This is a genomic window from Nitrospira sp., assembly GCA_016873435.1.
Taxonomy (GTDB): Bacteria; Nitrospirota; Nitrospiria; order Nitrospirales; family Nitrospiraceae; genus VGXF01.
Genome location: VGXF01000002.1, coordinates 164007 through 185748 on the forward strand (window position 1 = coordinate 164007; position 21742 = coordinate 185748).

Below are 21742 nucleotides of genomic sequence, written 5' to 3' on the forward strand. Positions count from 1 at the left end.
CATGCAGATCATTGTCGTCGGACTCAGCCATAAAACCGCGCCCGTTGAAATCCGCGAGAAGCTCTCGGTGCCGGAGAGCCGCTTGGATGAAGCGCTGGGTCGTCTGCGCAGCTACGCAGGCATCAAGGAGGGATTCCTGCTGTCGACCTGCAACCGCGTCGAAGTGTATGCCGTGGTGGACGGTGTCGATGAGGGCCACGCCCGCATTCAGGAGTTTTTTTCAGACACCCACCTGTCCCTGTCGTCCGAACAACTGATGCCACACCTGTACTGGTATGCCGGTGATCGGGCGATCGGGCATCTGTTCCGTGTCGCCTCCAGTCTCGATTCAATGATCGTTGGGGAACCGCAAATTCTCGGTCAGTTGAAGGATGCCTTTGAAGTGGCGCTCAATCACAAGGCCAGCGGAATCGTACTCAACAAGCTGGTCCGCAAGGCGATTTCGGTGGCTAAGCGCGTGCGCACGGAAACCAGGATCGCCGAGACGGCGGTCTCCGTGAGCTACGCGGCGGTTGAGCTGGCGAAGAAAATCTTTTCCAATCTGAACGAGAAAACGGTGCTGCTGGTGGGGGCAGGTGAAATGGCCAAGCTGGCGGCACAGCACCTGGTGGATCAGGGCGTCCGCCGCGTGCAGATCACGACTCGAGACGCTGGGAGCGCGATGGAGCTGGCGCGGCGGTTTAATGCCTCCTCGATTCCCTTCGAGCATTTCCGGCGCGAGATGGCCGAGGCCGACATCGTGCTCTGTTCGACCGGCGCGGCGCAATATCTCATCGGCGTCGAGGATGTGCAGCAGGTGATCCATCGCCGGAGAAATCGGCCGATTTTCCTTATCGACATTTCCGTGCCACGGAACATCGATCCGGCCGTGAAGGACATCGATAATGCGTTCCTCTTCGATATCGATGACCTGCAGACGCATGTCGAGCGCAACCTCGAAGAACGGCGGCGCGAAGCGGCCAAGGCCGAAGCCATGGTGGAGGAGGAAGTCGGTCAGGTGCTCGACTGGCTGAAATCACTCGAGGTGACACCTACGATCGTAGCGCTGCGGAACCGGGGTGAGGAGATCAAGCGGGCCGAGGTGGAGAAGGCGCTAGCGCGTCTGCATCAGCTCTCTGACCAGGAGCGGAGCGTGGTGGAGGGGTTGGCCTCCGCTATTGTGAACAAGCTGTTACACGGGTCGTTGGTCACGCTGAAAACGGAATCAGCATCCAGTGGCGGAACGATGTTTGTCGAGGCGGCGCGGCGCTTTTTCGGATTAGACGATAAACCGCAGGCGGGCGCGGACGAACCGGACGAGGCGACGGCCGGCAAACCATCCGGGCACCGTGCCGCGGGCGAGCGGAAGGACTAGGCGGCGGTTGTGGCTGCAACCAAGCGTTCGCTGGTGCTGGGTACGCGCGGAAGTCGTCTCGCCATTTGGCAGGCCGAGTGGGTGCAGGCCAGGCTCATGGAGCTTGCGCCGGATGTCACGGTCACGCTGAAAAAAATTAAAACATCCGGAGACAAAATTCTGGATGTGCCGTTGGCCCAGATCGGTGGCAAGGGACTCTTTGTCAAAGAAATCGAAGAAGCGCTACTGAGCCGCGAGATTGATCTGGCCGTGCACAGCATGAAGGATATGCCGACCGTGCTACCGACGGGGTTGGATATTGTCGGTGTGCCCCCGCGAGAGGATCCCCGAGACGCCTTGATCGGACGGGAGGGGTGGACGCTGAGCCGGTTGCCGCAGGGCGCGAGAGTTGGGACCAGCAGTCTCAGGCGACAGGCGCAGTTGCTGCGCCGACGGCCGGATCTGAAGATCGAGATGTTGCGCGGCAATCTCGATACGCGTCTCAAGAAACTGCAGGCCGGCGAGTTCGATGCGATTGTACTAGCATCAGCCGGACTCAGACGGCTGGGATGGGCGGAGCAGATTACAGAGTATCTGCCGTTTGAAGTGAGTCTGCCGGCGATCGGACAGGGCGCGCTGGGCATTGAGGGGCGCACGGATGATGCGGTTGTGCGAGGGATTGTCTCTAAGCTGGAGCATGTGCAGACCAGACTGGCGGTGACGGCTGAGCGGGCACTGTTAGACCGGCTGGAGGGCGGCTGCCAGGTCCCGATTGCGGCGCATGCAACAATCGCGGATGAGCGGTTGCGGCTGGAGGGTCTAGTGGCGAGCCTGGATGGAAAACACGTCGTGCAGGATCACATTGCGGGATCCACGGCGCAGGCACAGGAGCTGGGCCGGCAGTTGGCGGAGCAATTGCTGAACCAGGGCGGCAAAACAATTCTCGACGAGATTTACGGGAGAGCGTGAGGCGTGAATAAAAAAACCGGCAGGGTATATCTTGTCGGCGCCGGCCCCGGCGATCAAAAACTATTGACGCTGCGGGGCAAGGAGTGCCTCGAACGAGCCGACGTGGTGCTCTATGACTATCTGGCGAATCCCGCGCTGCTTGAGTTTGCGCCGGAGCGGGCGGAGCGCATCTATGTGGGGCGGCGCAGACGAGGACAATACCAGGATCAGTCAGCGATCAACCGGCTACTGATCGAGCAGGCCCGCGCGGGGAAAACCGTCGTGCGGTTGAAAGGCGGCGACCCCTTTGTGTTCGGGCGAGGAGGGGAAGAGGCGGAAGCCGTGGCGGCTGCTGGCGTGCCGTTTGAAGTGGTGCCCGGTGTGACGTCGGCGGTGGCAGCGCCGGCCTATGCAGGCATTCCGGTGACGCACCGGACGCTGGCCTCCACAGTGACCTTTGTGACGGGCCACGAGGATCCCACAAAGGGTGTGGAGGCGCTGGAATGGCCCAGGCTGGCCACAGCTACCGGGACGCTCGTGTTTTTGATGGGCGTGAAGAATTTGCCCGCGATCGTGCGCCATCTCCGCCGTGAAGGAAAAGCGGCCGCCACGCCGACGGCCGTGATCCGGTGGGGGACAAAACCCAGCCAACAGACGGTGATCGGTACGCTGGAGACGATCGTAGCCAGGGCAGCCGAGGCACAGATCGAACCGCCGTCCATCATTGTGATCGGTGAGGTGGTACGTCTCCGGGAGCAGATGAACTGGTTTGAGACGAAGCCGCTGTTCGGCCGGCGCGTGCTGGTGACTCGGGCCCAAGAGCAGGCCTGCGAGCTCTCACAACTGCTGGTCGAGCAGGGCGCCGAGCCCGTTGAGTGTCCGACAATTCAAATTGTGCCGCCGGCCAGTTGGGCCGAGATGGACAAGGCGGTAGCGGAACTCAGGCAGTACCAGTGGCTGGTTTTCACGAGCGTGAATGGGGTGAAGCCGTTCATGGAACGCCTGCATTACAGAAAACTGGACGGGCGGGCGCTGGCCGGTCTTCGGATCTGCTGCATCGGGCCGCGCACGGCCGAGGCGCTGGCTGCCTACGGTCTGTCTGCCGACCTGGTGCCGGCCCAGTATCAGGCGGAGGGCGTGATCGAGGCGATGAGGGCATCCGGCGTCAAGCAGCAGCGGGTGCTGATTCCTCGCGCGGAAGTGGCGCGGGAGATTCTGCCGGAACAATTGCGGGGGCTCGGTGCCGAGGTGCATGTGGTGACTGCGTACCGCACGGTGCGACCGAAGGTCGAAACGGAGCGCCTGAAGACGTTGCTTAAGGAGCGGCGGCTGCATGTGCTGACCTTTGCGAGTTCCTCGACTGTGCGTAATTTCACCGGTCTCTTTAATAGCCGCGAGGAACTGAGGCAAGCGCTGGCCGGCACCGTGGTCGCCTGCATCGGCCCCATCACGGCGAAAACGGCCGACGAGGAAGGCCTGGCGGTGACGGTGACAGCAGTCGATAACACAATTCCCTCGCTGGTGGACGCGATCGTCCAGTATTATGCGGCCTGCGGAGACAACGTGCCAGTGCGGTGCTGACAAGTCGGATTCCTTTTTTTCGAAATGGAGGAGTGACCTATGGTTCCGGTGAAATCATTCATGGTACCCGTTGAGAAGTTTGTCACGATTGATCGCGACACAGACGTGCGGGCGGCTGCAGCCCTGATGCGCGACAAGAACATCGGCAGTCTGTTTGTGGCACGTAACAAGGAAATCATCGGAATTATCACGGACACAGACATGGTCCGCCGCGTCGTGGCCGTAGGGCTCGATGCGTCCAAGACGCCGGCCGAGCAGATCATGTCGGCACCGATCCTAACCATCGAAGAGGACAAGACGTTGCTCGACGCGAACGATCTGATGGCCAAGTCGCATCTACGGCATCTGGGTGTCTCCCGCAACGGCAAGCTGGTGGGCATGATTTCGGTGCGCGATCTGGTTGTGTTTCTGACGAATCTGCCACGGAAGAAATAGGATGGCGTTCCCCCGACACAGGCTTCGTCGGTTGCGGCAACAGGAGCCCTTGCGGCGGCTCGTCCGCGAGACGTGGCTGACCGCGTCCGACTTCATCTATCCAATGTTCGTGACAACCGGGAAGAGCCGCAAGGACGAGATCGCGTCGATGCCGGGGCAGTATCGCTTTTCTGTGGATCTGGCGGTCAAGGAGGCTGCGGAGGCGAAGCGGCTGGGCATCCCCGCAGTCATTCTCTTCGGCGTACCGGACAGCAAGGATGAGAAGGGGACGGGCGCCTACGATCCCGCGGGTATCGTGCCGCAGGCGGTGCGGGCGCTGAAGGAGCAGGTGCCGGATTTGCTGGTCATCACGGACGTCTGCATTGACGAGTACACGTCGCATGGGCATTGCGGTTTGGTGAAGGATGGTCGCATTCTCAACGATGAAACGCTCGACTGTCTCACGGCCATGGCACGCGTACATGCCGAGGCAGGCGCCGATATGGTGGCGCCGTCTGACATGATGGACGGCCGCGTACTGGCCATCCGCAACGAGCTGGATCGGGGCGGTTTCACGGAACTGCCCATCATGGCGTATGCGGCCAAATTTGCCTCTTGTTTCTATGCGCCGTTTCGGGATGCGGCTCAGTCCTCCCCCAAGTTCGGCGACCGGCAGTCGTATCAAATGGATCCGGCGAACGTCCGCGAGGCGCTGCGGGAAATCCGGTCGGACATTCAGGAAGGCGCTGACATTGTGATGGTCAAGCCGGCCCTGCCGTATCTCGATATCATTGCTGCGGCCCGCGCCAACACGACCGTACCCATTGCGGCCTACCAGGTTAGCGGCGAGTACAGTATGATCAAGGCAGCCGCACACGCTGGCTGGCTGGACGAATCCCGCGCCATGCTGGAATCGTTGTTGGCCATCAAGCGGGCCGGCGCGGACATGATGCTCACGTATTTTGCCAAGGATGCTGCCAGGCTTCTCAATTCCTGATCGCATGAAGATCACCCGAGGCCTAGCCGCCCATCACCGCACGTCCCATCCGGTTTTAACCATTGGAAATTTCGACGGGCAACATCTGGGCCATCGTGCGTTATTGCGGGATGTCGTCCGACGCGCGGATGCGGCCGGCGGTACGTCGCTGGTCATGACCTTCGATCCGCACCCCGTTAAAGTACTGGCTCCGCACGTGGACCTACGCTTTCTGACGACGCGGGCCCAACAGCTTTCCTATTTCGAAGCTGCCGGGATTGCTGAAGTTCTGTTCGTGGAATTCACGCCGGTGTTCGCTGCGCTAACGCCAGATCAATTCATGCAGCAGGTGCTGCGTGACGCGATTGGTGTGATGGAGCTGTTTGTCGGAGAGCATTTCGCATTCGGCAGGGGCCGGACCGGCAAGATCGCAGATCTGGTCCGGTTCGGATCAGACGCTGGTTTTCAGGTGCATCCCGTCCAGCCGATGCGCCTGGAGGGGGAAGTCGTCAGTTCGACGCGCATCCGACAGATGATTCAGGGGGGCGAGGTACGGTCGGCGTCGCGCATGCTAGGCCGGTGCTATGCACTGGAGGGTGTCGTCGTGCCTGGTGAGCAGCGCGGGCAGACGTTGGGCTATCCAACGGCGAATCTGAAATTGCCGGAGGAGCGTGTCATCCCTGCCGACGGCATCTACGCTACTCGGACATTCTGGGGCGCACGAGTCTTCGATTCCGTCTCGTACATTGGGACGCGGTCGACGTTTGGCGCCGGCGAACGTCTCCTTGAAGTGTCACTACTCGATGCAAAGGAAAATCTGTACGGCCAGACCATTCGCGTCGAGTTTGTCGAGCGAGTCCGTGAAGACCGCACGTTTGCGTCCGCCCAGGAGTTGGCGGCCTGCATCGAGCGGGACGTGCAGGCGGCACGCAAAATGTTAAAGGCCGCTCCTCAACTGGTGGCCGGCCCATGACGACACAGCTTCGGGTCCGAGCGACCCTCCATCGGTTTGAGCGTGCGGTGGTGGCTGCTGTACAGACGCAGGGACTCTTCAGAAAAGGCGAGCATGTGCTCGTCGCCGTATCCGGCGGGCCTGATTCGGTTGCCCTACTGGCGGTGCTGGTGGCGCTGGCGCCGGCCTGGCGGCTGACGCTGTCCGCATGGCATGGCAATTATGGCTTACGCGGGAATGAATCAGAGGAGGACGAGGGATTTGTGGCGCGCCTCTGCGCCGACTGGCGCGTGCCGCTGATCCGCGAGCGCATTGTGCTTCACGGCGGTGCGCGGGCAAATTCGTCGCTCCAGGCGCGCGCGCGCGCTGCGCGCTACGAGGCCCTCCAGCGCGCTGCTGACGCGCAGAGCGCCGACGCAATCGCCACCGGCCACACGGTCGACGACCAGGCGGAAACGCTAGTCATGCGCCTGTTGCGTGGAAGCGGCGCGGCAGGCCTGTCCGGCATCCGTCCGCGGCACGGGCGGATCATCCGGCCGCTGCTCAACCTGGACCGCGCCGCGGTGCTGGCTTATCTCAAGGACAAGGGGCAGGCATTTCGTACCGATTCCAGCAACGCCACGCCAGTCTATCTGCGCAATCGCGTTCGTCATGAGCTGCTGCCTCTCCTGGCCCGGTTTAATCCCGCCGTTGTGGACGCGCTGGCCCGAACGGCGGAAATCTTCCGCGATGACGATGTCTGCTTGCAGCATATGGCATTGGACTGGATGAGCCGGCATGTCCGACGAACCGAAGCGCAGGCCCTGACCGTTTCGAGGACGGCATTGCTGCAATTGCCGGTGGCGTTGCAGCGGCGCGTACTGCGCGAACTGGCCCGGGAGACTGCCGGAAGCACGCAAGGCCCGACCTTTGGTCCAATCGACGCGGTGTTAAAAAGAGTTGTGAATGGGCGTACCGGCACGTCCTTGTCACTGGGACGGGTTTGCATGGTTCGGGACTACGACACGATTCGTATGGCCCCAGCTTCTTCGCAATCATGGGAGCGCATGCGGGCGATCCCGCTCGCGATCCCGTCAGAAATCCTGTGGCCGCTGACCAGCCAGGTGGTTCGGATCAGCCTAACGGAGGCACCGGTCGAGAAACAGGCTCTCGAACGAAATATCGTGCGGTTCGATGCCGATCGATTCACGCATCGATTGACGTTGCGGTCGTGGCAGATTGGCGATGCGTTCCAGCCCAGCGGCATGGGCGGGCGTCGGAAGAAGCTCCAGGACTATTTTTCAGATATCAAGCTGCCGCGCGAACAGCGAAGTCGGGTGCCACTGGTGGTAGCTCCTGAGGGCATCCTTTGGATCGTCGGACATCGGACGGATCACCGGTTCGGCGTGACGGCGACCACTCAGCGAGTCTTGACGGTGGAGGTCGGACCGATTGAAGCAGCGCAAGAGGGGAGAGGCTGAGATGGAAAAGATTTTCGGCCGTCCGATCGTCACGCAGGGGGACATGCGCAAGCGCATCGAGGAGCTAGGGGGCCAGATCGCCCGCGACTACGCCGGGAAAGAACTGATCCTTGTCGGCATTCTCAAGGGCGCGTTTGCGTTTTACGCTGATCTGGCCCGCGCGATCCGTACGCCCCTCCGCGTGGATTTCATCGTCGTGACCAGCTACGGATCGAAGGTCAAGACGTCCGGGAAAGTGACGATGGTCACCGACTTGACTGAGGATATCAGGGGCAAGGATGTACTGCTCGTCGAGGACATTGTGGATTCAGGTCTGACGGTCCAATACCTTGTCAAAACGCTGGCAAAACGCAAGCCCCGGTCCATCAAGGTCTGTGCCTTATTGAGTAAGCCGCAACGCAGGAAGATCGTGGTCAAGGTGGACTATGTCGGGTTCGAAATTCCCAACAAGTATGTGGTAGGGTACGGGCTTGATTACCAGCAGCACTATCGCAACCTGCCGTACCTGGCTGTCCTGGACAAGGTGGATGAAGAAGGGCGCAAAGCATAGGCGGGGACGATTGTAAGATTTGGATACCCCGTGTTAGGATACACCGTCAGTCGAAGCCCCGTCCGGTGTGGTGAGGGGAAAGAGGAAGCGCAATGAATTCACGGGCCAAAAATCTGCTGTTCTGGGTCGTCGTCGGGCTGTTCATGATCCTGCTGTTCAACGTGTTCAGCGTGACCCCGCAAGTCCCGGAAGATGAAGTGATTTTTAGCGAGTTCATGGCCAAGCTGGACAACGGCGACATCACCAAAGTCACTATCAAGGCCAATCACATCAGCGCGATTCTGAAAAACGAAACGCGAATCAAGACCTACGCCGCCGAGTATCCTGATCTGGTGAAAGCGCTGCGCGAGCGAAACGTCCAGATTGAAGTTAAGCCCCCGGACGACAGCCCGTGGTACATCACGTTTCTCCTTACCTGGGGGCCGTTTATTCTGTTCCTCGGTCTGTGGTTTTTCCTGATGCGGCAGATGCAGATCGGGGGCAACAAGGCCCTGTCGTTCGGCAAGAGCCGCGCGCGGATGCTGACCGAGGAGCGTAAGAAAGTTACGTTCGCCGACGTAGCGGGGATCGACGAAGCCAAAGAAGAAGTTTTCGAGATCATCGAGTTTTTGAAGGACCCGCGGAAGTTTCAGAAGCTGGGCGGTCGGATTCCAAAAGGGGTACTGATCGTCGGACCTCCGGGTACGGGCAAGACGCTGCTGGCCAAAGCCATCGCGGGGGAGGCGGGGGTGCCGTTTTTCAGCATCAGCGGATCGGACTTTGTCGAAATGTTCGTGGGCGTCGGCGCGTCGCGTGTGCGGGACCTGTTTGAGCAAGGCAAGAAACATGCGCCCTGCATTATCTTCATTGACGAAATCGACGCCGTAGGCCGCTTGCGCGGCGCTGGACTCGGCGGTGGGCACGATGAGCGCGAGCAGACGCTCAATCAGTTACTCGTCGAGATGGACGGCTTCGACACGACTGAGGGCGTCATTTTGATTGCTGCGACGAATCGGCCGGACGTGCTTGATCCGGCCCTGCTGCGCCCAGGCCGGTTCGACCGCCAGATCGTCGTGAATCGGCCGGACATCAAGGGCCGGGCAGAAATTCTTAAAGTCCATACCAAAAAGGTGCCGGTGGGGGGCAATGTCGAGCTTGAGAAGATCGCGCGCGGGACCCCTGGCTTCTCCGGGGCCGATCTCGAGAATCTAGTCAATGAGGCAGCGCTCTGGGCCGCCCGGCAGAATAAGAAGGAAGTTGAGAGCGTGGACTTCGAAATGGCCAAGGACAAAGTGCTCATGGGTGCGGAGCGCAAGAGCATGGTTCTGACCGATGACGAAAAGCGCGTGACGGCGTTTCATGAGGCGGGCCATGCGCTCATAGCCAAGTTGCTGCCGGGGACTGATCCGGTCCATAAGGTGACGATCATCCCGCGCGGCCGTGCCCTGGGCGTGACCATGCAGTTGCCGACGGACGACCGGCACAACTACTCGAAGGAATATCTCTACAACACGCTGGCGATTCTGATGGGCGGTCGCGTGGCCGAGGAGCTGATCTTCAAGAACATCACGACCGGTGCGGGCAATGACCTCGAGCGGGCTACCGATCTGGCACGCCGGATGGTGTGTGAGTGGGGTATGAGCGAAATGCTTGGGCCGCTGACGTTCGGCAAGAAAAACGAGGAAATTTTTCTTGGGCGAGAAATCGCCACGCATCGTGACTTTAGCGAGCAAATCGCCGAACAGATCGACCGGGAGATTAAACGGTTGGTCACAGAGAACTACGACCGGACCAAGCGGCTTCTGACCGAGCACATGCATATCCTGAAAGCCCTGGCGGAGGCGTTGCTCGAGAAGGAAGTGCTCGACGCCCCTGAGATCGACAAGATCGTCCAGCAGGGACTGCCCCAGGCGACCCCCGCCTGAACATCTTCGTTCCGCCATGTGGTGTTCGTGCCCACAGAATGAACACCCGATGCTGACACCGACCACTCCGTTTCCCAGTGCTGGACCATCCGTGTCCTGGTCACGCACATGATCGTTCACACACAGAAGCCGGCGGACACGTTCACGTTGGCACACGGGCGCCGGCTGGCATTGGATCGCCCGCTGGTGATGGGCATTCTCAACGTCACGCCGGATTCTTTCTCGGACGGAGGGCGCTATCTCGATTCCCACGCGGCGCTGGAGCGTGCCACGACGATGGTCGGAGAGGGCGCCGATCTGATCGACATTGGAGCCGAATCATCCCGTCCCGGTGCGCTGCCTGTGCCGGCCGCAGAGGAATTGAGGCGCCTGATTCCCATCGTGCGGGCAGTTTGCAGACAGGTGGCAGTGCCGGTCTCAGTGGACACGACCAAGGCGGTTGTGGCCGAGCAGGCCATCGGACAGGGCGCCACGATTATCAATGATATCAGTGCACTAGAAGCTGATCCGGCTATGGTGGCGGTGGTGGCGCGCACTGGAGCCGGTCTGGTATTGATGCACCGGCAGGGGACGTCTCCTACCATGCAGGTGAAGCCACAATATGGCGATGTGGTCGGCGAGGTGCGGGCGTATTTGCAGACGCGGATGGAGATGGCCTCGCGCGCCGGCATTGCGGAAGATCACATCGTGCTTGACCCCGGAATCGGATTCGGGAAAAATCGCGAACACAATCTCGCACTGCTGACTCGATTGGAGGAGTTGCTGGTGCTGGGGCGACCGCTCCTGCTCGGGGTCTCCCGCAAGGCGTTTATCGGCGAGGTCCTGGGCCGGCAGACGGACGAGCGGATCTGGGGGACGGCGGCCGCGGTGGCCGTGGCGGTGTTGCGCGGGGCCCGGATCGTCCGGGTTCATGACGTGACAGCCATGCGGGATGTCGTCAGGATGGTGCATGCGATCCATGAAGCGCGCTAACAAAAAAGCCGTGCTGGCCCAACGGGCCCTGTTCGGGACCGACGGTGTGCGAGGCGTCGCCAACCTCGAACCGATGACCAGCGAGACGGCCATGAAACTGGGCCGTGCCGCCGCGTATCTATTCAAGCGGCGTGCAGGCCGGCATCAGATCGTGATCGGCAAGGATACTCGCTTGTCAGGGTATATGCTGGAGTCGGCGCTCACGTCGGGCATTTGTTCGATGGGTGTGGACGTATTACTGGTCGGCCCCATGCCGACACCCGGCATCGCGTTTCTCACTCGCAGCCTGCGGGCCGATGCGGGCGTAATGCTCTCCGCGTCGCACAATCCCTATCAGGACAACGGTATCAAATTCTTCTCCAGTGACGGACTGAAACTGCCCGATGAGGTCGAAGCCCGCATGGAGCAATTGATTACGTCGGATGAAATTGAGCATCTGCGTCCGACAGCGGAGGCGGTGGGGAAGGCTTTCCGGGTCGACGATGCTGAGGGACGTTACATTGAATTCGTGAAACGGTCGTTGCCGCGCGACATGGACTTTCAGGGATTGAAAGTCGTCGTGGACTGCGCGCACGGGGCTGCCTACAAGGTTTCTCCGAAAGTCCTTCGCGAACTGGGCGCGACGGTCTGGGTGATCGGCGACAAACCAGACGGCACGAACATCAATGCCGGGTGTGGCGCTGTCTATCCGGCCCGCCTCCAGGGTGCGGTGCGCGAACACACAGCCGATATCGGAATCGCGCACGACGGGGATGCGGACCGGGCGATTGTGGTGGATGAGCAGGGGAAGATCATCGATGGCGATCGTGTCATGGCGGCGCTGGCGCTCGACATGCATGCGCGGGGCGAACTCAAAAAGAAAACCGTGGTCGGTACGGTGATGAGTAATTTCGGGCTTGAGCAGGCCCTGACTCAGGCGGGTATTGCGCTGGTACGTACGCCAGTCGGGGACCGTTATCTGCTCGAGCGCATGCTCGCCGATGGCTACAACTTTGGCGGCGAACAATCCGGGCACTTGATTTTCCTCAACTACAACACGGCCGGCGACGGGTTGATTTCCAGTCTACAAATTTTGTCGTTGATGAAACGCTCGGGAAAACCACTCTCCGAGCTAGTGCGGTGCATGACACCGGTGCCGCAGGTCCTGCTCAATGTGACCGTCAAGACAAAGCCCGCCTTGTCCTCCCTGCCGGATGTCCAAAAGGCGATCAAGCAGGGCGAGGCGAAACTCAAGGGAACCGGTCGCATTCTGGTGCGCTATTCCGGAACGGAGCCGCTGTTGCGGGTGATGGTGGAAGGCGAGAGCGATGCGCTGATCCGGACCGTGGCCGAAGAGCTGGCCGCCCTTGCCCGCACCCGCCTGGGATAACCCCCCCCTCTGTTGCAACTGCGTGTTAACGGCGCCATGCTACCAGTGGTGCCAAACTAAAATATCCTATGTATTACTTTACATATAATGTATAAACTTTTGTTATTATAAGTTAAAATGATGGATGTTTAATGATCTTCGCTGATCTACCGTACCGTGAGCGAGCGCTGGGCTGACAGTAGCCCAGCGTGTCCTGCAGCAGTCCGCGGCTGATCGGTGGCGTGCGGATCTACGACATGATGCGGATCGTGGCGGGCGAGGTGGCGACGGGCAAGCAGTGGATCGAGTTTATGGGGAAGAACCAGTTACACTGCCGGGTGGAACGGGTGCTGAGCAGCTGGCCGGCCAGTGTTGCTATGCTCTGGGGCATGCCATCTGTCTGGGGCTGGCGGCTCCCGTGTTGCGCTATGCGGGGCTGGCCGAGGCTGCGCTGCGGCTGGACCCGGCGGCGGGGCTGCTGGTCATGCTGACAATCAGGGAGCATCGGCGGCGGGGATGATTCCTACGGTTGAATGGAAAAATGGTGTGGTGCGGCTGCTGGATCAAAGCCGGCTACCTGTGCACGTCAAGTTTCTGAATTGCCGAAACTCTAAGGCGGTTGCCTCCGCCATCCGTGAACTCAAAGTGCGTGGTGCTCCAGCCATCGGTGTCACCGCGGCCATGGGTGTCGCGCTGGGGGCCAAGGCGATCAAAACCACCTCGTATGAAGCGTTTGCCACCGCAGTCGTGAAAATTTGTGACGAACTGGCTGCCACGCGGCCGACCGCGGTCAATCTGTTCTGGGCCATTACGCGGATGAAAAACAAGCTGGCCGCGCTCAAAGCCAAACCAATTGCCGAGATCAAGCGGGTACTGGTAGATGAATCGCAGAAGATTCTCGACGAAGACATCGCCATGTGCCGGGCGATGGGGAGACACGGCGCAGCGCTCATCAAAAACGGCCAGACAGTGCTGACGCATTGCAACGCAGGCGCGCTGGCGACCGCCGGCTATGGCACGGCGCTCGGCGTGATCCGCTCGGCCTGGGAATCCGGCAAGCAGATCCAGGTATTGGCGGACGAAACACGGCCGGTGTTGCAGGGCGCACGGCTCACCGCGTGGGAGCTGATGCAAGATAAGATTCCCGTCACGCTCATTACGGACAACATGGCCGGCGCGTTGATGAAGCAGGGGAAAGTCCATCTCTGCATCGTTGGGGCCGACCGCATTGCCGCGAACGGTGACGTGGCAAACAAGATCGGGACCTATTCAGTGGCGGTCCTTGCCAGGGCCCACAACATTCCCTTCTATGTCGCCGCGCCATATTCCACAATTGACCTTGTCACTAAGTCCGGCAACGACATTCCTATTGAACAGCGCAATCCCTCTGAAGTAACCACGCTTCACGGCGGGCTGGCCACGGCTCCAGCCGGGGTGCCAGTCCTCAACCCAGCCTTCGACGTGACCCCGGCCGCTCTCATCACCGCCATCATCACTGAGCGAGGCGTGTTCACCCCCGGTGAGATTGCCACGCAGTTTCGCTCCTAGGCGATCGCGCTCCGGACTATGCGCTGCCGCGTCATCGGGGCTTGCATCTCGTGCCCGCTCTTCTGATGGATGATGTTCCACAAAAACACATCGCAATGTGGCCGCTTGAGTGGGGCACCACATATCGGGAAAGTCGGTGGAGTTCCGTAGGGGGAATAACTCGCCTGCATCGACAAGGCAAGAGCAAATTAAAATAGGGCTCGCGCTGTACGACGAACCACTCGCTAAAGCGTGCGTGTGTTCCAGGGCCCTTTTCGTGTGGAGTGTTCCAGGGCCGTCTTCAGCGCCTTGAGAAAGCGTGTTCGTGGCCAGGGAGTGGCGCCGAAGCGGGCGAGGTGGTCGGTGTAGACTTGGCAGTCCACAAAGTGAAAGTGCCAGCTGCGCAGTTGTTTGACCAGATGCACGAACGCGACTTTTGAGGCGTTGGGCTGCCGGGCGAACATGGATTCACCGAAAAAGGCTGCCCCCAGCGACACGCCGTAGAGCCCGCCCGCCAGGGTTCCGTCCTGCCAGGCTTCAACAGAATGTGCATAGCCCATCTCGTGCAACTGACAATAGGCTTCAATCATTGGATTGATAATCCATGTGCCGGGTTGCGTGGGGCGTGTGATCATGGCGCAGTGGGTAATAACTTGTTCAAAGGCCGTGTCGAAGCGGATGTCGAATCGTTGCTTGGCGCAGGTTTTCTCCAGGCTTCGGCTCACGTGCAATTCGTCCGGCCGTAGCACCATGCGTGGATCGGGCGAGAACCAGAAGAGAGGCGCGGTCGTGTCATAGGGCCACGGAAAGATGCCCTGCGCATAAGCGGCCAGAACGCGCTCGGGCTGGAGGTCGGCGCCATAGGCGACCAGGCCTTCGACGTCCGCCTTGCGTGGGTCGGGAAAAGGAAAGCGCGCAATCCATGTAGGAATGGTCATGGGCGTCCCTGCTTGCGGTTCCAGAGGCGGCCACATTATAATCGCACCCGTTTGACGGGGACAGCCACAATTTTGAGAGGAGCTGCAAGGATCATGTCGGAACGGACGTTGGCGATCATCAAGCCGGACGCGGTGAAGAAGGATGCGATCGGGGGCATCATCAACATGTATGAAAAGGCGGGCCTGCGGCCGGTGGCGCTGCGGATGATGCGCATGGCGAAGCCGACCGCCGAGGGGTTCTATGCCGTGCACAAAGCGCGACCGTTTTTCGATAGCCTGACGACCTTCATGGCTTCTGGGCCGGTGGTGGTTGTGGTGCTGGAGGGAACGGATGCAATCAAGCGCCACCGCGATCTTATGGGCGCGACCGATCCGGCCAAGGCCGAGGCGGGCACGATTCGCAAGGCGCATGGTACCAACATCGAGTATAATGCGGTGCATGGCTCAGATTCGGCTGAGACCGCTCGCGCAGAGATCAGCTACTTCTTCCCGGAAATGGACGTGGTGGCGCGGTAGCAATCTTTCCCGCGTTCTCAGTCTTCTCATCATCCTAATCGTCACGGGCTGCGGGGGACCGCACATACGCCTCGTACCCGGTGACGAAGTGCAGACACTCCTCATCCAGCAGGCGCAGGGGCATTTTGCGGAGGGCCGCTACGAGGCCTCCGCCCGCCTCTTACGCCGTCTCCTCGACAGTTATCCGCGTTCTACGCGTGAAGCCGAAGTCCGCTGGTGGTTGGGCCGCTCCTATGAGCAGGCGGGTCGCTACAAGCAGGCGCTGGCGGAATATCGCCTGCTGGCGTCGCTGCCGCCACATCCGGAGGCACGGCCAGCTACCTACGGAACTGATGCGAAGATGCGCAGGGCCGCGCTCGAACAGCGGCTAGGACTGCTGGCACAGGCCCCCAAGGGGCTGGTCGGCCTGCACGTCTCGCCACGCACGCTGCCCGATGCAGTAACCATCGATCAGTGGATGCAGGGGGTTGCACAGGCCGGTATAACGTTGTTGGTGTTGGATGTAGGGACGAAAGCGAGTGAGCCCTCGCCCGGGGTCTATTTCAAAACAGCTTGGGCGACGTCCACACGTGATGTGTTTGGTTATGCGGTCCGGGCTGCTCATCAGCGCGGCCTCGCCGTGTTCGCTTCCGTGAGCCTTCGTCGAATGCCCTGGCTGGATACGCGCTTGGGCTGGAACGATATGACGTTGGACCGGGCAACGGGGCGGTTGATCACTTCAACTGAGCTGAATCTGTTCCATCCGGCCTATCAGGAATATTTGGTTGGATTTCTGGCTGATTTGTCTATGACGGGCATCGACGGCGTGCTGTTCCGCGCCGAATCGCCCTCCGGTCCGATGGAAGGCTTTTCGGCCCACGCGCTGCGCGGGTTCGAACGCGATTTTTCGATCAAGCTCGATCCAACCACACTCGCGATTCCCAGCGAATCCGTCTGGCGCGTGGCACCGATGAACAACGGTCAGCCGATACGACCGGAAGGTGTGCCGGACTATTGGCGGTGGCTGGGATGGAAGGCGCGCGAGACGGTCGCAACGCTTGCGCGGCTTCGGCAGGCGGTCCAACAGCGGGCACCTGTTCTGCAGTTCGCATTGGAAGTCCATCGTGAGGCCGTGTCCGATCCGCTAGCCGCGCTGTTCCGCTACAGCGAGGATGTGTTGGAGGCAAAGGCTGCCCGGTTCGAATTTTATCTGACGGCCGACGGACCACCGCCGATGCCCTTCGTGACCGTGCCGCCGCCCGGGACCGCGCCGACCGTTGTGCGTTCCGCCAGCACCTTCGCAGGCCGCGCGTTGGAGCTGATCGGCGAGGCGGACGACCTTTGGCTGGCAAAAACTTTGCCGACGGGCGACAGCGCGCGTCCTTGGGTGCGTGTGACACCTGGCACCGATCGCGCGTCGCTGGCACCCGGCATGGGCTTGTTGTATCTTGAGACGCCGCTCGACGGATCGTAGGTTGACAGAGCGAGGGAAGTCCCCCTACGATCACGCGGCTGTGAACGCAGGTTGAGGCTGAGGCTAAGGTTCGCTTTTAAACACCTAGTCTTTCTCAACTTAACCCAAATCTCAACCGTCACCTTGCTTGAAGGGAGCCTATGTATCCGACAGAGTTGAAGTACCACAAAGAGCATGAATGGATCCGCCTGGACGGCAAGCAGGCCACGCTAGGCATCAGCCATTTCGCCCAGGACGCGCTGGGCGACATCGTCTTTCTTGACCTGCCCAGGGTCGGCGCGACCGTCACGGAAAATCAGCAGATCGGCGAGGTGGAATCTACCAAGACGACCTCCTCCATCTATACGCCGGTGAGCGGCACAATTGTGAAGATCAACGCAGACCTCAAGGACCATCCTGAGGTCGTCAATTCTGATCCGTACGGCAAGGGCTGGATCGCGGTGATCGAACTCAGTGATGCCAAACAGGTGGACGGGTTGATGACCGCCGCCCAGTACGAGGCCTTTTTAGCTGGGCAGAAGACAGGTTGAGGGAAACACATTGTCTGACTAACACGATTGTTCCGCGCTGAGCCGCTCTCTAAACCGCAACCTGCGTGTTCCATGAAAAAACAACAACACATCGCCATCCTGGGCGCTGGACCAGGCGGCTATGTAGCTGCGATCCGTGCCGCCCAATTGGGCGCGCGGGTGACGGTCATCGAGCGGGACGCGCTCGGGGGCGTCTGTCTCAACTGGGGATGCATTCCCAGTAAGGCGCTGCTCGCCGTTGTCGAGCTGGGCGACAAGGTCAAAAAGTCGGCGGAGGCTGGTCTCGTTATTGAAGGTACCGTCGGGTATGACCCAGTCCGCATGGTCGCTCGCAAAAATAAAGTGGTGGAGGGGCTGGTCAAGGGTATCGCCACGCTGTTCAAGAGCTGGAACATCGAACAGCTGGATGGTACGGGTGAATTGCTGGATGCCAAAACGCTTCGCGTCGTGAAACGCGATGGTACGGAGACAATTGTGCAGGCCGACGCCATTGTGATCGCCACCGGCTCCTCCTGGCCCAACCTGCCGCTATTTCCCATTGACGGCAAGCAGATCATTACGAGTAAGGAGGCGCTCGATCTGCAAGTCATTCCAGCCAGCCTGCTGATCGTCGGTGGCGGAGTGGAAGGCTGTGAGTTCGCGTCCTTATATAGTGGTCTGGGGACCAAGGTGACGCTGGTCGAAATGCTGCCGACCATCCTGCCGCTGGAGGACGAGGAAATTGCGTCGGTCATGGCGCGTGAGCTGAAGAAGCGCGGCGTGGAGCTATGCACCGGGACAACGGTCGAAAAGCTCGAGCGGCAGTCGAATTTGGCGCGTGCCACATTGAACAATGGAGTGATTGTCGAGGCGGCGCAAGTGCTTGTGTCGGTTGGGCGTGGATTCAATTCAAAAGGCATCGGCCTTGAGAAAGTAGGCGTGTTGGTGGGGTCCCGTGGGGAGATTCTGGTCAACGACTGCTTGGAAACCAACGTGCGCGGCATCTACGCCATCGGTGACGTGACGGGGAAGGCGATGCTCGCACATGTGGCATCTGCGCAGGGCAAGGTGGCTGTGCAGAATGTCCTCGGCCATCCGTCCAAAGTCAGCTACAATCTGGTCCCGGCCGGGATTTTCACGCTGCCGGAGATCGGACGGGTCGGGCTCACGGAGCGGCAGGCGCGAGAGAAGGTGCAGGCGGTCGGGCGCAACCCGCATGTGGACGTGAAGATCGGGCGGTTTCGGTACGCGGCGCTGGGCAAGGCGCAGGGCACGGGCGAAACGACTGGCCTATTTAAAATCATTGCCGACGGGATGACCAATACTCTTCTCGGTGTACATATCATCGGTGCCCATGCAGCCGATCTGGTCCACGAAGCGGCCATGGCCATGCACACCGGTGCGTCACCTGCGCAGGTGGCGGAGATGATCCATGCGCATCCGACGCTGGCTGAGGGGCTAATGGAAGCGGCGGAGGACGTGGAGGGGATGGCCATTCATCTGGCACGCAAGAAGGCGTAAGATGGCGCAGTCGCTTCTGAGTATCCTGGCCATGCTAGCCGGGCTAGGGGCCGTGGATGTCTGGAACGGCTGACCAGTGTGACGGGAAGAAATCGCATCGCCTGAACAGGCGAACGTAGAGGCGGCTCAGGTGCCTAGTTCTGCTCTAATTGAGGCTCTGCCGACCACGTTGGCGGGGTAGAACAAAAAGCTCGTTCTGAATCGCGCGACGACGGCTGAAGAGGAGACGTTGCCTAACGTTGGGCTGATACTGGCGCAGTGCATGGGTTGGGGGAGTAAGGCGTATGGCCGGTATCGGACAGTAGAAGAGTTGCGCGATGTGAAGGGCATCGGCAAGAAACGGATGGAGGAAATGCGACTATTGGGTACGGTGAAGGCGTGAGTGACCTGAACAAGCAAGTGGATTTGATCCTCCGTGGTGTCGTGGAGGTGATCCAGCAGAGCGAGTTGGAAGCCAAACTGGCCCGCTCGATCAAAGAAAAGCGACCGCTGCGGATTAAGGCCGGCTTTGATCCAACCGCGCCGGATCTCCATCTGGGGCATACGGTCCTGATCCATAAGCTTAAACACTTTCAAGATCTCGGCCATCAGGTGATTTTTCTGATCGGTGATTTCACCGGCATGATCGGCGATCCGACCGGTGTCGCTGAAACCCGAGTCGCGCTGACCAAGGAACAGGTGCTAAAGAACGCGAAGACCTACGAACGGCAGATTTTCAAGATTCTCGATCCGAAGAAAACACTTGTGGACTTCAATAGCCGCTGGATGGGCGCGATGAAAGTGGAGGAGCTGGTCCATCTTGCGGCGCATTACCGCGTGGCGCGCATGCTGGAGCGCGAGGACTTCCACAAGCGCTACCACGAACAGAAACCGATCAGCGTCCATGAGTTTCTCTATCCGTTGATCCAGGGCTACGACTCCGTGGAGTTGAAGGCGGATGTAGAGCTGGGCGGGACGGACCAGAAGTTTAATCTATTGGTTGGGCGCGATTTGCAGCGAGCGTATGGGCAGGAGGCGCAGGTAGTTATCACGATGCCGCTACTTGAGGGGACTGACGGCGTGCGAAAGATGAGCAAGAGCCTTGGAAACTATATCGCGCTTGAGGATAAACCGGAGGAGATGTTCGGCAAAATCATGTCCATTAGCGACACGCTCATGCACCGCTACTACGAGTTGCTGACGACAGAGGATCTAGGCCGCGTCACGACGCTGCATCCGATGGAATCCAAGCAGGCGCTGGCGGAGCAAATCGTCGTCCGCTATTACGGTGCGGAGGCGGGTCAGGCGGCGCGGGCGGTATTCCAACAAAAATTCCAGGAAAAGGAATTTCCAACTGAGCCGGATGCGCGGGTGGTGCTTACCAAGGTGGATCTCAAGGATGGGAAAATCGGCCTGGTGGATGTCATTGCTAGGACCGGATTAGTGCCGAGTAAGAGCGAAGCCCGCCGTTTAGTGGCGCAGGGTGGGGTCGAAGTCGACGGGGAGAAGCAGCAGGATGCCACTGCTACGCTGGTTCTGAAGGCCGGACACCAGTGCCGGCTCAAAGTTGGCCGTAGGAAGTTTGCTGTGGTGGAGTATCGTCCGTAAAGCTGTGAGCACTTCCAGAAATGCAGGAGCAAAACTAAAGGTTTGATCCGTTGCCTCAGTTTCGCTAAGGCGATATTAGGGCGATAGTAGACGCAAACGAGGGGTGGAGCGGGCGATGGGATTTGAACCCACGACAACTTGCTTGGGAAGCAAGGACTCTACCGCTGAGCTACGCCCGCCTCCGATTCCCTCAAAATGATCAACCTGCTGCATCGTATCGTCCGCCCTGTGGTAAGTCAAGAATGACCTCCCATAATCGTTGGATAATTACGAAAGGAACGCCCATGACACGTATGCAATATGCGGTTTTAGTGGCTGCCGCTATGGTTGCCGGTTTCCTCGGTAGTGCCCTTTCTGAGCGTCTGTTCGTCGTCAGTGTAGCCGTGGCACAGTCCAAGTCGAATAGCCTCACTGCTGAGGAGTTTCTGCTACTCGACAAGGCCGGCAAAGTTCGCGCAGGATTAGGCTTGGATGCGAATGGGGAAATCGGCTTGGTATTGACTAGCCGGGATGGCTCCAGGAAGCTCTATCTGTCTCCGGATGAATCTGCTGCCGTTAGACTAGTTGACCGAAACGGCAAGGTGCTCTGGGCGGCCCAGTAGGGAGGGGCCATGTCCATCAACTGGAAGGCCATCGTGCGGGATGTCTCCATTGTCTTTGGATTGGTGCTGGTGAGTAGCTTGACCACTTCAGTGATCGTCCAATCAATGGGAGGGGAAGTCACGCCGCTGGTCATCGGACTCTCCAATATTTTCTGGGGCACGGTGGGGTTTGTGATCAGCGGATGTCTGGTCGTAATCCAACGGTTCAAACATCTGTTTCTGGTGGCCATCGGGCTTTGGCTGGTGAGTTTTGTGAACGTCCTAGCGGAGATGACGCAGCCGACGGTCTGGGCGGCCGGCTTACTACTGATTCTGCTGATGATGGGGTTAGGCGGCAGCCTGTCGTACCTGTTCATGCCGTCGCCGAAACCCGAAGCGACTCCGCCGCCTACATGTGAAACATGAAGCGTATCGCCTAAAGCGATGACGAGATACGAATGATGCGGACTAGACGGCCTTTTGAACGAAACCCGAACGTAGGCAGCGGGTGCAGACCTTGATGCGTTTCGGGCTGCCGTTGATCAGCGCCTTGACGGTCTGCAAGTTGGGGTTGAACGTCCGCTTGGTTTTGTTGTTGGCATGACTGACGTTGTGCCCGGACTGATGCCGCTTGCTGCAAATCTCGCATGTGAACGCCACGATCGCACTCCT

The 21742-nt window shown here is 59.9% G+C and carries 23 protein-coding genes and 1 tRNA gene; 21 read left to right on the forward strand and 3 right to left on the reverse strand.

The window, feature by feature from the left end:
• Position 1 precedes the first annotated feature (1 nt).
• The 13 genes from FJ248_02515 (at position 2) to mtnA (ending at position 13986) form a co-directional block, all read left to right on the forward strand.
• Positions 2–1354: a glutamyl-tRNA reductase gene (locus tag FJ248_02515; GenBank protein ID MBM4119760.1), complete on the forward strand. Its 1353-nt coding sequence runs from the start codon at positions 2–4 to the stop codon at positions 1352–1354.
• A gap of 9 nt (positions 1355–1363) precedes the next feature.
• Positions 1364–2302 carry a hydroxymethylbilane synthase gene (hemC, locus tag FJ248_02520; GenBank protein MBM4119761.1) on the forward strand — a complete coding sequence of 313 codons (939 nt, stop codon included), beginning with the start codon at positions 1364–1366 and terminating at the stop codon, positions 2300–2302.
• Positions 2303–2305: 3 nt separating this feature from the next.
• Positions 2306–3862 carry a uroporphyrinogen-III C-methyltransferase gene (gene cobA / locus FJ248_02525; GenBank protein MBM4119762.1) on the forward strand — a complete coding sequence of 519 codons (1557 nt, stop codon included), beginning with the start codon at positions 2306–2308 and terminating at the stop codon, positions 3860–3862.
• Between the two features lie 39 nt (positions 3863–3901).
• Positions 3902–4297 carry a CBS domain-containing protein gene (locus tag FJ248_02530; protein ID MBM4119763.1) on the forward strand — a complete coding sequence of 132 codons (396 nt, stop codon included), beginning with the start codon at positions 3902–3904 and terminating at the stop codon, positions 4295–4297.
• A 1-nt stretch (position 4298) separates the two neighbouring features.
• Positions 4299–5273 (forward strand): porphobilinogen synthase, encoded by a 975-nt coding sequence (gene hemB / locus FJ248_02535; GenBank protein MBM4119764.1) that lies wholly within the window; start codon positions 4299–4301, stop codon positions 5271–5273.
• Positions 5248–6225 carry a bifunctional riboflavin kinase/FAD synthetase gene (locus tag FJ248_02540; GenBank protein MBM4119765.1) on the forward strand — a complete coding sequence of 326 codons (978 nt, stop codon included), beginning with the start codon at positions 5248–5250 and terminating at the stop codon, positions 6223–6225. The genes hemB and FJ248_02540 overlap by 26 nt, the downstream gene beginning before the upstream one ends.
• The gene (tilS, locus tag FJ248_02545; GenBank protein ID MBM4119766.1) at positions 6222–7664 is read left to right on the forward strand and encodes a tRNA lysidine(34) synthetase TilS; all 1443 of its coding nucleotides are present in this window, start codon (positions 6222–6224) and stop codon (positions 7662–7664) included. The genes FJ248_02540 and tilS overlap by 4 nt, the downstream gene beginning before the upstream one ends.
• Position 7665: 1 nt before the next feature.
• Positions 7666–8214, forward strand: a complete 549-nt coding sequence (hpt, locus tag FJ248_02550) for a hypoxanthine phosphoribosyltransferase (GenBank protein MBM4119767.1) — start codon at positions 7666–7668, stop codon at positions 8212–8214.
• Positions 8215–8306: 92 nt separating this feature from the next.
• Positions 8307–10118, forward strand: coding sequence for an ATP-dependent metallopeptidase FtsH/Yme1/Tma family protein (locus FJ248_02555; protein ID MBM4119768.1), 1812 nt, complete (start codon positions 8307–8309; stop codon positions 10116–10118).
• Between the two features lie 108 nt (positions 10119–10226).
• Positions 10227–11090, forward strand: coding sequence for a dihydropteroate synthase (gene folP, locus FJ248_02560; protein ID MBM4119769.1), 864 nt, complete (start codon positions 10227–10229; stop codon positions 11088–11090).
• Positions 11077–12459: a phosphoglucosamine mutase gene (locus FJ248_02565; protein MBM4119770.1), complete on the forward strand. Its 1383-nt coding sequence runs from the start codon at positions 11077–11079 to the stop codon at positions 12457–12459. Before folP ends, FJ248_02565 begins: the two co-directional genes overlap by 14 nt.
• A 277-nt stretch (positions 12460–12736) precedes the next feature.
• Positions 12737–12958 carry a hypothetical protein gene (locus tag FJ248_02570; GenBank protein ID MBM4119771.1) on the forward strand — a complete coding sequence of 74 codons (222 nt, stop codon included), beginning with the start codon at positions 12737–12739 and terminating at the stop codon, positions 12956–12958.
• A complete protein-coding gene (gene mtnA / locus FJ248_02575; protein MBM4119772.1) occupies positions 12955–13986 on the forward strand; it encodes an S-methyl-5-thioribose-1-phosphate isomerase in 1032 nt (343 codons plus the stop codon). The genes FJ248_02570 and mtnA overlap by 4 nt, the downstream gene beginning before the upstream one ends.
• Before the next feature lie 224 nt (positions 13987–14210).
• Here the strand turns inward: mtnA and FJ248_02580 are convergent, their stop codons facing one another.
• Entirely contained in the window at positions 14211–14903 is a 693-nt protein-coding gene (locus FJ248_02580; protein ID MBM4119773.1) for a leucyl/phenylalanyl-tRNA--protein transferase, read from the reverse strand.
• 93 nt (positions 14904–14996) lie between these two features.
• Here FJ248_02580 and FJ248_02585 point away from each other — a divergent pair, with 93 nt between their 5' ends.
• The 6 genes from FJ248_02585 (at position 14997) to FJ248_02610 (ending at position 20489) form a co-directional block, all read left to right on the forward strand.
• The gene (locus tag FJ248_02585) at positions 14997–15419 is read left to right on the forward strand and encodes a nucleoside-diphosphate kinase (GenBank protein MBM4119774.1); all 423 of its coding nucleotides are present in this window, start codon (positions 14997–14999) and stop codon (positions 15417–15419) included.
• Positions 15313–16872, forward strand: coding sequence for a tetratricopeptide repeat protein (locus FJ248_02590; GenBank protein ID MBM4119775.1), 1560 nt, complete (start codon positions 15313–15315; stop codon positions 16870–16872). Before FJ248_02585 ends, FJ248_02590 begins: the two co-directional genes overlap by 107 nt.
• A 140-nt stretch (positions 16873–17012) precedes the next feature.
• Complete coding sequence (gene gcvH / locus FJ248_02595) at positions 17013–17402, forward strand: glycine cleavage system protein GcvH (protein ID MBM4119776.1); 390 nt, start codon at positions 17013–17015, stop codon at positions 17400–17402.
• 72 nt (positions 17403–17474) lie between these two features.
• Positions 17475–18902, forward strand: coding sequence for a dihydrolipoyl dehydrogenase (gene lpdA, locus FJ248_02600; GenBank protein ID MBM4119777.1), 1428 nt, complete (start codon positions 17475–17477; stop codon positions 18900–18902).
• A gap of 196 nt (positions 18903–19098) precedes the next feature.
• On the forward strand, positions 19099–19284 hold the full coding sequence (locus FJ248_02605; protein MBM4119778.1) for a hypothetical protein: 186 nt from the start codon (positions 19099–19101) through the stop codon (positions 19282–19284).
• Positions 19281–20489, forward strand: a complete 1209-nt coding sequence (locus FJ248_02610; GenBank protein MBM4119779.1) for a tyrosine--tRNA ligase — start codon at positions 19281–19283, stop codon at positions 20487–20489. Before FJ248_02605 ends, FJ248_02610 begins: the two co-directional genes overlap by 4 nt.
• Positions 20490–20593: 104 nt before the next feature.
• On the opposite strand, the gene FJ248_02615 is transcribed toward FJ248_02610, so the two are convergent.
• Positions 20594–20668, reverse strand: a tRNA-Gly gene (locus FJ248_02615).
• Between the two features lie 105 nt (positions 20669–20773).
• Here FJ248_02615 and FJ248_02620 point away from each other — a divergent pair.
• Entirely contained in the window at positions 20774–21091 is a 318-nt protein-coding gene (locus tag FJ248_02620) for a hypothetical protein (protein MBM4119780.1), read from the forward strand.
• 9 nt (positions 21092–21100) lie between these two features.
• Positions 21101–21496 (forward strand): hypothetical protein, encoded by a 396-nt coding sequence (locus tag FJ248_02625; GenBank protein MBM4119781.1) that lies wholly within the window; start codon positions 21101–21103, stop codon positions 21494–21496.
• 42 nt (positions 21497–21538) lie between these two features.
• Here the strand turns inward: FJ248_02625 and rpmB are convergent, their stop codons facing one another.
• Positions 21539–21730: a 50S ribosomal protein L28 gene (rpmB, locus tag FJ248_02630; protein MBM4119782.1), complete on the reverse strand. Its 192-nt coding sequence runs from the start codon at positions 21728–21730 to the stop codon at positions 21539–21541.
• Between the last annotated feature and the right edge of the window lie 12 nt (positions 21731–21742).